The 15,116-nt window shown below is 69.8% G+C and carries 11 protein-coding genes and 1 pseudogene; 10 read left to right on the top strand and 2 right to left on the bottom strand.

Annotated elements, in window-relative coordinates; all coding sequences use genetic code 11:
• Positions 1-58 precede the first annotated feature (58 nt).
• Positions 59-1,513: a cellulose binding domain-containing protein gene (locus tag ACIO3R_RS02325; protein WP_402102442.1), complete on the top strand. Its 1,455-nt coding sequence runs from the start codon at positions 59-61 to the stop codon at positions 1,511-1,513.
• 95 nt (positions 1,514-1,608) lie between these two features.
• Here ACIO3R_RS02325 and ACIO3R_RS02320 read toward each other — a convergent pair whose 3' ends face one another.
• Positions 1,609-3,384, bottom strand: a complete 1,776-nt coding sequence (locus tag ACIO3R_RS02320; RefSeq protein ID WP_402102439.1) for a 2-isopropylmalate synthase — start codon at positions 3,382-3,384, stop codon at positions 1,609-1,611.
• A gap of 166 nt (positions 3,385-3,550) precedes the next feature.
• Between ACIO3R_RS02320 and ACIO3R_RS02315 the strand changes: the two genes are divergently transcribed.
• The 6 genes from ACIO3R_RS02315 to ACIO3R_RS02290 all read left to right on the top strand — a co-directional run bounded on the left by ACIO3R_RS02315 (position 3,551) and on the right by ACIO3R_RS02290 (position 11,223).
• Positions 3,551-4,252, top strand: coding sequence for a FadR/GntR family transcriptional regulator (locus tag ACIO3R_RS02315; protein ID WP_402102436.1), 702 nt, complete (start codon positions 3,551-3,553; stop codon positions 4,250-4,252).
• Positions 4,253-4,867: 615 nt separating this feature from the next.
• Complete coding sequence (locus tag ACIO3R_RS02310) at positions 4,868-6,193, top strand: ABC transporter substrate-binding protein (RefSeq protein WP_385035867.1); 1,326 nt, start codon at positions 4,868-4,870, stop codon at positions 6,191-6,193.
• Between the two features lie 189 nt (positions 6,194-6,382).
• On the top strand, positions 6,383-7,381 hold the full coding sequence (locus ACIO3R_RS02305; protein WP_385040956.1) for a carbohydrate ABC transporter permease: 999 nt from the start codon (positions 6,383-6,385) through the stop codon (positions 7,379-7,381).
• A gap of 15 nt (positions 7,382-7,396) precedes the next feature.
• On the top strand, positions 7,397-8,317 hold the full coding sequence (locus tag ACIO3R_RS02300; RefSeq protein WP_402102429.1) for a carbohydrate ABC transporter permease: 921 nt from the start codon (positions 7,397-7,399) through the stop codon (positions 8,315-8,317).
• A 121-nt stretch (positions 8,318-8,438) separates the two neighbouring features.
• Positions 8,439-9,899 carry a GH1 family beta-glucosidase gene (locus ACIO3R_RS02295; RefSeq protein WP_385040962.1) on the top strand — a complete coding sequence of 487 codons (1,461 nt, stop codon included), beginning with the start codon at positions 8,439-8,441 and terminating at the stop codon, positions 9,897-9,899.
• 292 nt (positions 9,900-10,191) lie between these two features.
• Positions 10,192-11,223, top strand: coding sequence for a LacI family DNA-binding transcriptional regulator (locus tag ACIO3R_RS02290; protein WP_385040965.1), 1,032 nt, complete (start codon positions 10,192-10,194; stop codon positions 11,221-11,223).
• Between the two features lie 574 nt (positions 11,224-11,797).
• Here ACIO3R_RS02290 and ACIO3R_RS02285 read toward each other — a convergent pair.
• Positions 11,798-12,379 (bottom strand): TetR/AcrR family transcriptional regulator, encoded by a 582-nt coding sequence (locus ACIO3R_RS02285; RefSeq protein ID WP_385040969.1) that lies wholly within the window; start codon positions 12,377-12,379, stop codon positions 11,798-11,800.
• Between the two features lie 144 nt (positions 12,380-12,523).
• Between ACIO3R_RS02285 and ACIO3R_RS02280 the strand changes: the two genes are divergently transcribed.
• The 3 genes and pseudogenes from ACIO3R_RS02280 to ACIO3R_RS02270 form a co-directional block, all read left to right on the top strand.
• The gene (locus ACIO3R_RS02280) at positions 12,524-13,777 is read left to right on the top strand and encodes an MFS transporter (RefSeq protein WP_402102424.1); all 1,254 of its coding nucleotides are present in this window, start codon (positions 12,524-12,526) and stop codon (positions 13,775-13,777) included.
• A 36-nt stretch (positions 13,778-13,813) separates the two neighbouring features.
• Complete coding sequence (locus ACIO3R_RS02275; RefSeq protein WP_385040975.1) at positions 13,814-14,773, top strand: alpha/beta fold hydrolase; 960 nt, start codon at positions 13,814-13,816, stop codon at positions 14,771-14,773.
• Positions 14,774-14,838: 65 nt separating this feature from the next.
• Positions 14,839-15,102: pseudogene (locus ACIO3R_RS02270) on the top strand (IS5/IS1182 family transposase); the annotation flags it as partial.
• Positions 15,103-15,116: the final 14 nt, after the last annotated feature.

Here is a 15,116-nt window from a genome sequence, read left to right as displayed (position 1 = left end):
TCGGTGTCGCTAGCGTGCTCTCGCATCCCCCACTTCCGTATGACGAGGCAGGAACGCGATGGGCACCAGCACGCACCGGCGCACGGCGAGCACCAGGACCAAGGCGATCGGCGCGGTCGTCGCCGCGGCCGTGGTCGGCGGAACGGTCTTCGCCCTCACCGGCACGGCCCAGGCGTCCTCGGTCGGCGCCGCCTACACCAGGACCAGCGGCTGGACGGGCGGATACACCGGGCAGTACGTCGTCACCAACGACACGGACAGCGCGAAGTCCGGCTGGACCCTGGAGTTCGACCTGCCCGCGGGCACGAAGCTGAGCTCGCTGTGGAACGGCGAGCACACCGTCAGCGGCAGCCACGTCACCGTCACACCGGCGAGCTGGGACAAGGAGCTGGCCCCCGGCAAGTCCGTCACCATCGGCTTCGTCACCAGCTCGGACGACAAGGCGGCCGACCCCACCGGCTGCCTCATCGACGACGCCACCTGCTCCGTCGACACCGGAGCCACCCCGGAGCCCAGCGGCCGCCCCACCGGGTCCGCGACCCCCACCCCCACGGACCCGCCGGCCGGGACCCCCACGCCCACTCCCACCAAGACGGACGCGGGCAGCGGCGGCACGGCGAGCGGGGCGGGCTTCGCCCCGTACGTCGACACCTCGCTCTACCCCGCCTTCGACCTCACCGGCACCGCCGCCAAGACCGGCGTCAAGCAGTTCAACCTCGCCTTCATCACCTCCGGCGGCGGCTGCGCCCCGCTCTGGGGCGGTGTGACCGGCCTCGGCGACGACCAGGTCGCCTCCCGGATCGACGGCCTGCGCGCGGCGGGCGGCGACGTCCGGGTCTCCTTCGGCGGCGCGTCCGGCTCCGAGCTGGCCCTGAACTGCACCTCGGCCGACGAACTGGCCGCGGCCTACGGCAAGGTCGTGGACACGTACAAGCTGACCAAGGTCGACTTCGACATCGAGGGCGGCGCGCTGCCCGACACCGCGGCCAACTCCCGCCGCTCCCTGGCCATCGCCCAGCTCCAGAAGTCCCACCCCGGCCTGGACGTCTCCTTCACCCTGCCGGTGATGCCCGAGGGCCTGACCCAGCCCGGTGTGGACCTGGTCGCCGACGCGAAGAAGAACGGCGTGGACGTCGGGGCGGTCAACATCATGGCGATGGACTACGGCGCCTCGTACAGCGGCGACATGGGCACGTACGCGATCCAGGCGGCCACCGCCACCCAGGCCCAGATCAAGGGCGTGCTCGGGCTCTCCGACACGGACGCCTGGAAGGCCGTCGCGGTCACCCCGATGATCGGTGTGAACGACGTCAGCACCGAGATTTTCAAGGTCGAGGACGCCACGCGACTGGTCGGGTTCGCCCAGGAGAAGGGCCTCGCCTGGCTCGCCATGTGGTCGGGCACCCGGGACAAGGAGTGCGAGGGTGGCGCGAAGCCGTCCGCCGACGCCTCGTGCAGCTCGATCGCGCAGGAGCCGCTCGCCTTCACCAAGGCGTTCGGCGCCTACAAGTAGCCACCACCCCCCGCGCATCCCGGCCGGTCCCCACCCCCCCCACCTCCGGCCGGGGTGCGCCCCCATTCCCGCGGGCGGGGACCGCCGCGGCCGGGCTACCGCGCCCGGTTCACCGCGGACAGCACCGCCGCCACCGACGACGCGAGGGCGGAGGCGTCCTGGCCCGCCCCCCAGCGCACCTCACCGCCGACCCGGCACTCCACGTACGACGTCACCGTCGACCACGCCGCGTCCGCCCCGTGCTCCGAGAAGTCGAGGATCGTGACCTCCACCCCCGCGGCCGCCAGCGCGTCCGTGAACGCGGCCACCGTGCCGCTGCCCGTGCCCTCGTAGTCGCCCTCGCGCCCGTCCACCCGCAGCGTGCAGACGAACCGGTGACCACCGGCCGGAGCGGGCTCCGCCGACCAGGACGTCAGGGCGACCGAACCGTCCCGCCCGGGAACCAGGTACGTCGCCTCGAACAGCTCCCACAGATCCTTCGGCGTGGCCTCCAGACCGCTGTCGTCCGTCGCGTTCTGCACCGTACGGGAGAAGTCCGCCCGCATCCGGGCCGGCAGGTCCACGCCGTGGCTGCTGCGCAGCAGATGGGCGATGCCGCCCTTGCCGGACTGGCTGTTGACCCGGATGACCGCCTCGTAGGTACGCCCCACATCCGCCGGGTCGATCGGCAGATAGGGCACCGACCACACCTCGCAGCCGCTGCTCTCGTGATGCGCGAAGCCCTTGCTGATCGCGTCCTGGTGGGTGCCGGAGAACGCGGTGTACACCAGGTCGCCGCCGTACGGATGGCGCGGCGGCACCGGCAGCCGGTTGCAGTGCTCGACCGTGCGGCGGATCTCGTCGATGTCCGAGAAGTCGATCATCGGATCGACGCCCTGGGCGTGCAGGTTCAGCGCCAGGTTGACCAGGTCGACATTGCCGGTGCGCTCCCCGTTGCCGAACAGGCACCCCTCCACCCGCTGTGCCCCCGCCAGCACCGCGAGCTCCGCGCACGCCACCCCCGTACCCCGGTCGTTGTGCGGGTGGACGGAGAGGATCACCGAGCCGCGCCGGTCCAGATGGCGGTGCATGTACTCGATCTGGTCCGCGTACACGTTGGGCGTCGCGATCTCCACCGTGGCCGGCAGGTTGTGGATCACCGGCCGGTCCGGGGAGGCGTCCCAGACCTCGGTGAGGCTGTTGCAGATCTCCAGCACGAAGTCCGGCTCGGTCAGGATGAAGACCTCGGGCGAGAACTCGAACCGGATGTCCGCCCCGGGCCTGGCCCGCGCCAGCCGCTCCATCTGCCGCGCGGCGTCCAGCACCACGCCGTGCACCCCGGCCCGGTCGCGTCCCAGGACGACGTCCCGCCAGACGGGGGCGGTCGGGATGTAGAGGTGGACGACGACCCGGTCCAGACCCGCGACGGACTCGAAGGTCCGCTCGATCAGATCCGCCTTGGCCGGGGTGAAGACGACCACCGTCACGTCGTCCGGCACGGCCCCGCTCGTCGCCAGGTGCCGGACGAAGTCGAAGTCGGTGCGGCTCGCGGACGGGTAGCCGACCTCGATCTCCTTGAACCCCATCGCGACCAGCAGATCGAACATCCGGCGCTTGCGCGGGGTGTCCATCGGCTCGGCCAGCGCCTGGTTGCCGTCCCGCAGGTCGACGGGCACCCAGAGCGGGGCCCGCTCGATCCGGGCCTGCGGCCAGGTCCGGCCGGTCAGCGGGATGCCGACGCGGTCGAAGGCGGAACGGTAGCGGTGGGACGGCATCGAGCTGGAGCGCTGCCGGTTCCAGTGGGGCGCGGCCTCGGGTACGGGCCCGCGCGGGGTGCAGATGGTGGGGAAGCCGTGCGTCGGGGACAGCACGTCGGACGTGAACTCGGACATGAACGCGGTCTCTTCTCGCATCGCGGGACGCGACCGGCACAGCACGGCACCCCGCGGCGGGGTGCCGATCGCTTCAGGCCCCGCCGCGGCAGCCGAGAAGAAGGAGACCGCGGTACGTCATGATCGGTACAGTAGCCAGAAACCAACTCCTCAGACAACCTGACAGGTGAATCCCGTGTCCTCGCTCGGCCCGCTCCGCCCCAGCCCCCTGGTCGAACAGGCCACGAGCCATCTGCGCGCGCAGATCACCGAGGGGCACTGGCCGGTCGGCACGAAGATCCCCGGCGAGACCACCCTCGCCAAGACGCTGGGCGTGGGCCGCTCCACCGTCCGCGAGGCGGTCCGCTCCCTCGCCGCGCTCGGCCTGCTCCGGTCCCGCCAGGGGGCCGGCGTCTTCGTCATCGCCGACCACGCGGCGCTGGACTGGCCGGACCGGCTGCGCCGGGCCGCGGTCGCCGACGTCCACGAGGTGCGCATGCTGATCGAGGTCCAGGCTGCCCGGCTGGCTGCCCGGCGCCGCACCGACGAGGACCTGGCCGCCCTGGACGCGGCCCTCACGGCGCGGCGGGCCGCGGGCACCGGGCCGGACGACGGGTTCGTGGACGCGGACATCGCCCTGCACCGGGCCGTGGTGGCGGCCGCCCACAACCCCGTACTCACCGATCTCTTCGGTGAGTTCGTCCCCGTGCTGCGGCAGGCGCTCATCGACCTGGTGGAGCTGACCGGCCTGCGCCGCGACGACCCGCACCACGGTGACGCGGCGCACCGGGCCCTGGTCACCGCGGTCGTGGCGGGCGACGCGGAATCGGCGGGCCGGGCCGCGGAGGCGGAGCTGGAACAGACCCTGGCCCGTCTGCGCGCCGGCTGACCGTCCTTATCTGAACGTCACGATCAACGGAAAGTCCCCTGGCCCGTCCGCGCGCCGGCTGACCCGCCGCGGGGGAGTTCCGCGCCGTGCCCCGCGGCAGGATCCGGGCCCCGGGTTCGGGGAAAGAACGCGGGAGCGCTCCCCGGTCCCCCCGTAGCGCGTTCTCCCGTTCACCTTCCGGCGTGCGGTCCGGGGGGAATCGGGGGTGGCGCAGGGTGTTTCCGAGGGGCGGCGGAAAACCGGAGAGGTCATCGCCGCTTCCCGGCGCCGACGCCATAATCCTGCCCCAACAAGCCTTTCACCTGCGGACTTTCGGGAATGAAGGATTCCGCATCCCCTGTCCAGCCGCTTTGGCAAGCCTTTGGCCGGACATGGTCTCGTGACTTGCAGGACACGCTCGCGCAACGGAAGCGTCTTCAACTCTTGACACCCACCCCTCCCAGGCAGGAACCTTCCGACATCGACGCATGGGAGCGCTCCCACATCGCAGGAGGATTTCTCGTGCGAACGGCACTGCCCGTGTCCTCCCCCCTGAACCACCTGGCACCCGCACCCACCAGCGCGTATGTCACGCAGTCAGAACGCCAGTCCCACCCTGGAACAAGGAGTAGTGGAATGCGTATCACCCGCACCGTCGCCGGCCGAAGCCGCAAAGCCGCGGTTCTGGTCACCACGGGCCTGACAGCCTCGGCCCTGATGCTGACCGGCTGCAGCAGCGACTCGGACTCATCGGACACGAGCTCCGATGCGAACGGGAAGATCACGCTGACCGTCGCCGACTACGGGCAGTTCGGCTACAAGGAAGCCGGCCTCTTCGCCAAGTACCACGAGCTGCACCCGAACATCACGGTGAAGGAAGACACCACCGCCGAAGAGCAGAAGTACTACCCGAAGCTGCTCCAGCAGCTGAACTCGGGCAGCGGGCTGGCCGACGTCCAGGGCCTCGAGGTCGGCCGGATCAAGGAGATCGTCGACACCAAGGCGGACCAGTTCGCCGACCTCAGCAAGGTGATCGACGTCAACGAGTGGGTGTCCTGGAAGGAGAAGCAGGCCACCACCAAGGACGGCAAGGTGATCGGCGCGGGCACCGACATCGGCCCGATGTCGCTCTGCTACAACACCGAGCTCTTCAAGAAGGCCGGTCTGCCGACCGACCGCAAGGAAGTCGCCGCCAAGATCGCCGGGGGCTGGGAGGACTACCTCAAGTTCGGCGAGGAGTTCAAGAAGAAGGCGCCCGCGGGCACGTACTTCATGGACTCCGCCAGCGCGATGTTCAACGCCGTGGTCAGCTCGAACGCGAAGCAGTACTACGACGAGTCCGGCAAGCCGATCTACAAGGAGAGCCCCAGCGTCAAGCAGGGCTGGGACCTCTCCGCGGAGGCCGCGGACAAGAAGCTGACCCAGGGCCTCGCCCAGTTCGGTGACCCGTGGAAGGCCGCCCTGCGCAAGGGCACCATCGCCACCGTGGTCTGCCCCGCCTGGATGGCCGGTCAGATCTCGCTCGCCGCGGGTGACGGCAACAAGGGCAAGTGGGACATCACCACCGCCCCCGGCGAGACCTCGGCCAACTGGGGCGGCTCCTTCCTCGGTGTGCCGAAGTCCGGCAAGAACGTCGACGAGGCCGGCAAGCTCGTCAAGTGGCTGACCGCCCCCGAGCAGCAGGCCGCCGTCTTCAAGGCGATCGGTGTCTTCCCGTCCAACAAGGGCGCGTACGACCTGCCCGACGTGAAGAACGGCACGCTCCCGTACTTCAACGACGCGCCGATCGGCCAGCTCTACGCCGACGAGGCCAAGTCCATCCCCGAGACCGTTCTCGGCCCGAAGGACGCCGCCATCAAGGACAGCATCTCCACGCAGATCAACAACATGGAGCAGCGCGGCACCAAGCCGGACGCGGCGTGGGAGGCAGCGACCAAGGCCATTGACAAGGTGATCGGCTGACAGTCGCAGCAGCGGGCGGCCCCCGGGCCGCCCGCGCCTGCGTGTCCCCGTCCCGCGCGGGCGCGGCCCGTCTCCCGGCGGGCTTGCGCGGGGTGGCCGGGAACCTCCCCGGCCACCCCGCGGAAGCCCACCGCGGACAGCGCCCCCCGTACCCGGGCAACCAAGCAATCCAGGGAAGGACTCCCGCCCGTGGCCACCTCGACTCCCACCCGGGACGCATACGCCCCGCCACCGCGCGGCTCCCAGAAGAAGCCGGTGAACGCCCGTCGGCAGACGTGGCGGAGCCGGATCTGGCGGTTCGACGACAAGGCGTCGCCGTACGCCTACATAGCCCCGTTCTTCCTCATCTTCGGTGCCTTCGGGCTCTATCCGCTGATCTACACCGGGTGGATCGCCATGCACCGGGTCGAGATGACCGGGCTGGACCAGATGGAATGGGTCGGCTGGGGCAACTTCGACAAGATCCTGCACGACACGGAGTTCTGGACCGCCGTCAGCAACACCTTCCTGATCGGTGTCATGTCGACGGTCCCGCAGCTGCTCGTCGCACTGGGCCTGGCCCATCTGCTGAACTACAAGCTCCGCGCCAGCACCTTCTGGCGGACGATCATCCTCACCCCGTACGCCACCTCGGTGGCCTCCGCGGCCCTCGTCTTCGCCCTGGTCTTCCGGGCCGACGGCGGCCTGCTGAACTGGGTGCTGCACTTCGTCGGCCTCGGTGACACCAACTGGGCCAACGGGCACTGGACGTCCAAGATCGCCATCTCGGTCATCGTCATCTGGCGCTGGACCGGCTACAACACCCTGATCTACCTGGCGGCGATGCAGGCCGTGCCCACCGACCTGTACGAGGCCGCCTCGCTCGACGGCGCCTCGCGCTGGCAGCAGTTCCGCAAGGTGACCATCCCCTCGCTGCGGCCCACGATCCTCTTCACGATCGTCATCTCGACCATCGGTTCCATGCAGCTGTTCGGAGAGCCCCTGCTCCTGGAGGGCGGCACGCTCGGCGCGACCGGCGGAAACGAGAATCAGTACGAGACCCTCAGCGTCTACCTCTACAACTACGGCTGGAACCTGGGGCATCTCGGTCCGGCCGCCGCAGTGGCCTGGGCGATGCTCGCCCTCCTGCTGATCATCGCCGCGGTCAACTGGCTCTTCGGCCGCTTCGTACGCAAATCCGCGGTCTGACCGGGAGCGAATTCCATGACCATGACCAGCCCCACCAAAGTGCCGGAGCTCGGCCTCCCGGCACGCACCCCGCACCGCGCGCCGAAGCGCGCGAGCCGCTTCAAGCCCGGCGCGGGCAAGCAGTTGCAGGGCGGCCCGTTCGCCTACATCGCGCTGGCCGTCGTCGGCCTCGGCTCACTGCTCCCGCTGTACTGGACCCTGGTGGCCGCGTCCCACACCCAGGACGAAGTACTGGCCTCCACCCCGCCGTTCCTGCCGGGCGGCCGGCTGATGCACAACCTCGACGCCGCCTGGAACCAGGCCCACCTGGGCAAGGCGATCGTCAACACCTTCATCGTCTCCTCCTGCATCACGGCGGCGACGCTCTTCTTCTGCACCCTGGCCGGCTACGCCTTCGCTAAGATGCGGTTCCGCGGCCGTGGCGCCCTGATGACCGGCGTCATCATGACCCTGACGATCCCGCCGCAGCTCAGCGTCGTCCCGCTGTTCATGATGATGGCCGACCTCGGCTGGGGCGGAAGCCTGGAATCGGTGATCTTCCCGACCCTGGTCAGCGCGTTCGGCGTGTTCTTCATGCGGCAGTACCTGAGCGAGGCGCTCCCGTACGAGCTGATCGAGGCCGCCAAGATCGACGGAGCGAACAACTTCCGCATCGTGCTGAGCATCGTCCTCCCGGTGGCCCGCCCCGCGATGATGGTGCTCGGCATGCTCACCTTCGTCCAGGCGTGGAACGACTTCTTCTGGCCCTACCTCGCACTGAACCAGCAGAACCCTACGCTCCAGGTGGCCCTCGGCCAGCTGAGCGCCTCCTACACCCCCGACCAGAGCATCGTGATGGCCGGCGCGCTGATCAGCACGCTGCCGCTGCTCGTGGTGTTCGTGATCTTCGGAAAGCGGATCGTCGGCGGGATCATGTCCGGCGCCGTCAAGGGCTGACACCCCGTCGACCTCCTTTTCCGGAAGCCCCGTACGGCCCGTACCCGACCGCGGGCCGTACGGGCTCCGGAGTTCCACCTCCCCCCTGCCCCTGTCCGTCCACTCCTGGGAGCGCTCCCGCATGACTGCTGTACGACCCGACATCGCCCCGAAGCCGGCGCCCGAGGCAACGAGATTCCCGACAGGCTTCGTCTGGGGGGCGGCCACCGCCGCCTACCAGGTCGAGGGCGCCGCGGCCGAGGACGGCCGCACCCCCTCCATCTGGGACACCTTCAGCCGTACGCCGGGCAAGGTCCGCAACGGCGACACCGGAGACATCGCCGCCGATCACTACCACCTGTACCGCGACGACGTCGCGCTGATGAAGCGGCTCGGACTGAAGGCGTACCGTTTCTCCATCTCCTGGTCCCGGGTGCAGCCCACCGGGCGAGGCCCCGCCGTCGAACGCGGTCTGGACTTCTACCGCAAGCTCGTCGACGAGCTGCTCGAAGCAGGCATCGCCCCGGTCGCCACCCTCTACCACTGGGACCTGCCCCAGGAGCTGGAGGACGCCGGCGGCTGGCCCCAGCGGGTGACCACCGACCGGTTCGCCGACTACGCCGCGATCATGGCCGGAGCCCTCGGCGACCGCGTCACGACGTGGACCACCTTCAACGAGCCGTGGTGCTCGGCCTTCCTCGGCTACGGCTCCGGTGTGCACGCACCCGGCCGCACCGAGCCCGCCTCCGCCCTGCGGGCGGCCCATCACCTCAACCTCGCCCATGGCCGGGCGATCGAGGTTCTGCGCGGTCAACTCCCCGCTGCCGCGCAGACCTCGGTCACCCTCAACCTCCACCAGGTCCGCCCGCTCACCACGAGCGCGGCCGACGCCGACGCGGCCCGCCGGATCGACGCGGTGGGCAACCGGATCTTCACCGGCCCGATGCTGCGCGGCGAGTACCCCGAGGACCTGATCGCCGACACCCGGCACCTGGTGGACTGGTCGACGCTCGTCCAGGACGGCGACCTGGCCGCCATCTCCCGCCCGATCGACGTCCTCGGCGTCAACTACTACACGCCGACGCTGGTCTCCACCCCCGACAAGGGGGCGGGCAGCTCCCGCAACGACGGTCACGGCGCCAGCGACTACTCCCCGTGGCCGGGCTCCGAGCACGTCGCCTTCCACCTCCCGGAGGGCAAGCAGCGCACCGCGATGAACTGGGCGATCGACCCGGACGGGCTGTACAACCTGCTCATGGACACCAGCCGGGACCACCCGGAGATGCCGCTGATGGTCACCGAGAACGGCGCGGCGTTCGACGACTACGTCTCGCCCGAGGGCCGGGTGGAGGACCCCGAGCGGATCGCGTACCTGCACGGCCACCTGGACGCCGTGCAGCGCGCGGTGGCCGACGGCGCCGACGTCCGCGGCTACTTCCTGTGGTCGCTGATGGACAACTTCGAGTGGGCGTACGGCTATTCGAAGCGCTTCGGCACCGTGTACGTCGACTACGCCTCCCAGCGCCGCATCCCCAAGGCGAGCGCCCACTGGTACGCCGACGTGATCCGGCACCACGCCCTGCCGCCGACCGGCCCTTCCTGAGGTTAGACCGGTCAACACCCTCTGACCCGAAGGGGGTTGACCGGCACCACCCGAACAGGTGCCACCCCTGAGACCCGGCCCCGTGCCGGGTCTCGGTCATGTCCGGACACGGCCACGCGGGCCCGCACCCCCGTCCCGTGGGTGCCGCTTGACCACGCGCGTAGAGTGGGAGCGCTCCCACGATGGGGGCGGGGGAGCGGCCGACCGGTCCCGTCGAGTGTCAAGAGAGCCAACACCAGGACTTGGTTTGGTTATCCGACTGTGAGAAATTGACCGCGAACGGGAGGCAGCCATGACGGCAGCGCGAGTACGGAGCGGGGGCCGGCCCACGCTAGAGGAAGTCGCGGCACGGGCGGGAGTGGGGCGCGGCACGGCCTCACGGGTCATCAACGGCTCACCCCGGGTCAGCGCGCACACCCGGGAGGCGGTGGAGGCGGCCGTCGCCGAACTGGGCTACGTACCCAACCGCGCGGCCCGCGCCCTGGCCGGGAACCGTACGGACGCCATCGCGCTCGTGGTGCCGGAGTCGGAGAGCCGCTTCTTCGCGGAGCCCTACTTCTCCGACATCGTCCGCGGGGTCGGTGCGGCGCTGGCCGACACCGAGATGCAGCTGCTGCTCACCCTCGTCGGCAGCGACCGCGAACGCCGCAGGCTGGCCCAGTACCTGACGGCGCACCGCGTGGACGGCGTGCTGCTGGTCTCGGTGCACGCCGACGACCCGCTTCCCGACCTGCTGGAGCAGCTGGGCATGCCCGCCGTGATGAACGGCCGCAGGTCCGCCACGGAGCCGCTGCCCTCGGTCGACTCCGACAACTTCGAGGGCGCCCGCGGCGCCGTCGAGCACCTCGCCTCCCGGGGCCGCCGCTCGATCGCCACCATCACCGGGCGGCTGGACGTCTACGCCTCCCAGCGGCGCCTTGACGGGTACCGCAAGGCGGTCTCCGAGGCCGGTCTCGAACCGGACGAGCGGCTGATCGCCCTCGCCGACTTCTCCGAGGAGGGCGGCGTCCGGGCCATGCGCGAGCTGCTCGACCGCCGCCCGGACGTGGACGCGGTCTTCGCCGCGTCCGACCTGATGGCCGCAGGAGCCCGCCAGGTGCTCCGCGAGGCCGGCCGGAGGATCCCGGACGACGTGGCCCTCATCGGCTTCGACGACTCGGCCGTGGCCCGCCACATGGACCCCGCGCTGACGAGCGTGCGGCAGCCGATCGAGGAGATGGGGCGCACGATGACCCGGGTGCTCCTCGACATGATCGCGGGCGAGAGCGACGACCGGCCGCAGATCGTGCTCCCGACGGAACTGGTGGTCCGGGACTCGTCGTGAGGCGGGAACGCCGTACAGGCGCGGCACCCGGCCTTCGGCCGGTCGGTGGATGTGCTGCGAGACGCCGGAGTGACGACGCTGTACGGCCCGGCCGGGTCCGCCCCCGACCAGCCGGGGACCGGGCCCGGGGGCGGACAGCGAACGGCCCCGGAGTGCTTCCGGGGCCGTTCGCGAAGGGCGGAGGGCAGAGTCGGGACGCGCGCCCCGTTGTGGAGCGGGGAATCGGTCGAAGGGCTCGGAGAGGGCTCGGGCCGATGGGGGTGCAGGGCGCGGCCAGGTTTGCCGTGGATGGTTCTTTGTGAAAGAGATCCACGATGCTTCGCAAGTCCCCGTCAGTGAAGCGGACACGTCCCCCGAGTTTGCTGTGCGGCATCTTCTTGATGTGGCGGCGCAACCACGACTCATCAACTTCGATGATGGCGGCGGCCTCCGCTTGTCGGGGGCACCGAACAGCGGGTCGATGTGCCTGTACTTCATGGTGGCGCCGGGCAGGTAGAAATCAGATCCTTCCAGTTGCGGACGCGCGGGAGAAGTTCGATAGCGAGCGTGTGCGCGAGCCAGAAGGCAGGCAGCGTCAGGCGAGCGTGTCCGCCACGGAGGTGCAGGCGATCCGGACAACGGAGCGCAGGTCGGCGTCCGGCGTGCCGGCGCGACTCAGCACAGCCAACGACTGAGTGACTGCGACGACGAACACGGCGAGGTCATTCACCTCTTCGGCATCGATCTCAGAGGTCGACAGCGCCGCTCTCACGAGCTCTCGCTGGTTGCCGAGCAGGGCCTGCACATGGGTACGACTGTGCGCGGTCAAAGTCGGCGACTGCGAGGCCGACTGCGCGATGAGGCATCCGTCGGGTACCGCCGGGTCGGCGATGCGTTCCAGGACGACGCCGAAGAAAGCCTCCACCGCGCGGACCGGCTCATCGGGATGCGCCGCGAGCGCCCGCTCGTACCGAGAGCCGTAGATCGACGCATAGCGGTCGAGGCACTGGCGGAACAAGGCGTCCTTGCCGCCGAAGGCTCCATAGAGCGACCCGCGGCCGAGCCCGGTGGCGGAGCCGAGCAAATCGAGTGAGGCATCCGCGTACCCCCGCTGCCAGAACACCTGCATCGCCCGGTCCAGGGCCGCGTCGACATCGAACTGCTTTCGACCCGACATGCCACACCTTCCGTGTCGCGTCTGTTCCTGTTCCTGTGATCCTACCAAGGTCTTGGAACGATCAGTCAAAGTATCTTGGAACGATCAGTCAAGGATCGTGTACGGTCGCTCTCGTGGTTTCCACCTACGAGAGGAAGGGCCGTCGTGATTACTGACAGTGCACTGGGCGCCACGCCGGAGATCGGCCCGTCGACCGCCGCGGCACGGGCATCCGTCGGATTCTGGCTGGTGGCCGCGGTGTACGCCCTGGTCATGCTGGGTGGGACGTTGCCGGTTCCGCTGTACGTGTTCTGGGCGCCGCAGATGGGCTTCGGGCCCTTCACGACGACGCTGGTGTTCGCCACCTACGCGCTCGGCACCGTGCTCGCGTTGGTGGTGTTCGCGTCCCTGTCCGACCGAGCGGGCCGTCGTCCACTGCTGGCGTCCGCCCTGCTCGCGGCAGCCGCGAGCACGGCGCTGTTCCTCGTCGCCCGGAACGTCGAGACCTTGCTCGCGGCGCGCTTCATGTGCGGATTGGCCACGGGTGTGTTCACCGCCACGGCGACAGCGGCGCTGGGCGAACTCGCCGGAGAACGCCACGCCAGGCGGGCATCGGTCGTGTCCACCGCGGCGAACATGGGCGGGCTGGGGCTCGGCGCCATCGTGGCAGGAGTTTTCGCGCAACTCGGCGGGAACCCCACGCACCTGGTGTTCTGGGTCTACCTAGCGGCGCTGCTTCCCGCGCTCGTCGCCGTCGCCGTCGTCCCCGAGACGGTTGCCGTCCGTCAACGCCCCGTCCTGTCGGTACGCCGCCCGGCCCTCCCCGGGGAGCGGGCAGGCCGGGAGGAGTTCCTCCGTGGCGCAGCCGCTGTCTTCGCTGCGTTCGCGGTGAGCGGGCTGTTCTCGTCGTTGGTTCCGTCCTTTCTTCGCGAGCAGCTGCACGTGGCCGATGTCGCGGCCGTCGGCGGCGTGGTCGGCCTGCTGTTCATCGTCGCCCTGATCGCGCAGTTGGCCGCCCCGGCGCGGTGGTTGTCCAGGCGGTGGCCGGCGCCCGCGTTCCTCATAGGAGGCGTCGTGGTGTTCGAGATCGGGCTCTGGACACGGTCATTGCCGCTGTTCATTGCCGGGACACTCCTGGCGGGCACCGGTATCGGACTGGCGTTCCGCCGGGGCGTCGAAGCCGCTCAACGTCTCGCCGATCCGCAACACAGGGCGGATCTGCTCTCGACGTACTTCCTCGCCGCGTACGCCGGCACGATCGTGCCCACCCTGGCCCTGGGCCTCCTCGGCCAGGTAATCAACACGGACATCGCGACATTGTTCCTCGCGGCCGGCGTCGTGGCCGTAACCCTCGCAGCCGCGCTGCGCCGCCGCACCGGCCCGATCACCCATCCCGTCGGCCGGACCGACCGGCACTGACTCCCGCACATCCGCTCCCCACGAAAGAGGACCGTCATGAGCTCATCTTCGACCGAATCGCTCTCGCCCGAGGGTCCGGGCTCGGTCTCCCGGGCACCGAACCTTCCGCCAGGATTCACCGACATCTTCACCAGCCGGTTCGTCGACACCGGCGAGCTCCGCCTGCACGCCGTCACCGGCGGCAGCGGACCTCCGCTGCTGCTCCTGGCCGGGTGGCCTCAGACCTGGTATGCGTGGCGTCTTCTGATGCCCGCCCTGGCACGGGACTACCAGGTCATCGCCGTCGATCCGCGTGGCGTAGGACTCTCCGACAAACCTCTTGCCGGGTACGACACAGGCACGCTCGCGGGCGACATGGTGGCGCTGATGGCCGTGCTCGGGCATCAGAGGTTCGCCATGGTCGGTCACGACATCGGGATGTGGACCGGCTACGCACTGGCCGCGGACCATCCGGACCGGCTCGACCGGCTGGCCGTCGCCGAGGCGGCCATCCCGGGCCTGTCCCCGTCGCCGCCTCTGTTCGGGAGCCAGGACCTCAGTGATCGGCTGTGGCACTTCGGCTTCAACCGGCTCGCCGAGGTGAACGAGCTGTTGGTCAGGGGGCGGGAACACCTCTTCTTCGCCCACCAGTTCGCCTCGAAGGCGGCGAACCCGACAGCTCTGCCGGGCCATGCCGTCCAGGTCTATGTCGATGCCCTCGCTGCCAGTCCCGAGGCACTGCGGTCCAGCTTCGAGTTCTACCGCGCACTCGACACGACGACGGAGCAGAACGAGCGGCGCAGAAGCCGCCGGCTGGCGCTTCCCGTCCTGACTATTGCGGGAGCGGAGAGTTCGGGCGAACTGGTCGGGACCACGATGCGGCTTGCCGCCGACGACGTGGAAAGCCTGATCCTGCCCGACTGCGGCCACTACCCCGCCGAGGAGGCGCCCGAGGCCATGCTGGCGGCATTGACCGTGTTCCTGGCTCCGTACCGCGACGGGCGAACCGCGAACTAAGACCGACCGGCACATGGTGTGGCCGCTTATCGGCGGAGGGTGCCGGACGTGGGGCAGGCACGGGCCTGCGTGGAGGACCCGGGCCTGTGGTGCCGTCTTGCCTGCTCGACCCCTGTGTGACAGTTCGTCGCTCTCCTGCCGCTGCGGGAGGGGGGTACGCGGCGGACCATTCGCTGGGGTTTGCCACGGCCGTCGGATCCCTGACCGTGTCGTGTTCGAGCACGTCGTGTTCGCCCTGGTCCACGGTTTCCTGATACGAGCGGATCGCGAGCTTCGGATGCTCGGACCACACGATTCGATGTCGCGTCAAACAATGGGCTGACCTGGGGACAGCGCAGAGGGT

This window comes from Streptomyces sp. NPDC087428 (assembly GCF_044744085.1).
In the GTDB taxonomy this organism is placed as follows: domain Bacteria; phylum Actinomycetota; class Actinomycetes; order Streptomycetales; family Streptomycetaceae; genus Streptomyces.
Note: the sequence above shows the minus strand (reverse complement) of the source record. Positions and strands in the feature narration are given on the sequence as shown.

Excerpts from the sequence above, each read along its gene's own strand:
- ACIO3R_RS02295 (WP_385040962.1), top strand. The coding sequence starts at position 8,439 with ATGACTGCTGTACGACCCGACATCGCCCCGAAGCCGGCGCCCGAGGCA.
- ACIO3R_RS02290 (WP_385040965.1), top strand. The coding sequence starts at position 10,192 with ATGACGGCAGCGCGAGTACGGAGCGGGGGCCGGCCCACGCTAGAGGAA.
- ACIO3R_RS02300 (WP_402102429.1), top strand. The coding sequence starts at position 7,397 with ATGACCATGACCAGCCCCACCAAAGTGCCGGAGCTCGGCCTCCCGGCA.
- ACIO3R_RS02275 (WP_385040975.1), top strand. The coding sequence starts at position 13,814 with ATGAGCTCATCTTCGACCGAATCGCTCTCGCCCGAGGGTCCGGGCTCG.
- ACIO3R_RS02325 (WP_402102442.1), top strand. The coding sequence starts at position 59 with ATGGGCACCAGCACGCACCGGCGCACGGCGAGCACCAGGACCAAGGCG.
- ACIO3R_RS02320 (WP_402102439.1), bottom strand. The coding sequence starts at position 3,384 with ATGTCCGAGTTCACGTCCGACGTGCTGTCCCCGACGCACGGCTTCCCC.
- ACIO3R_RS02285 (WP_385040969.1), bottom strand. The coding sequence starts at position 12,379 with ATGTCGGGTCGAAAGCAGTTCGATGTCGACGCGGCCCTGGACCGGGCG.
- ACIO3R_RS02310 (WP_385035867.1), top strand. The coding sequence starts at position 4,868 with ATGCGTATCACCCGCACCGTCGCCGGCCGAAGCCGCAAAGCCGCGGTT.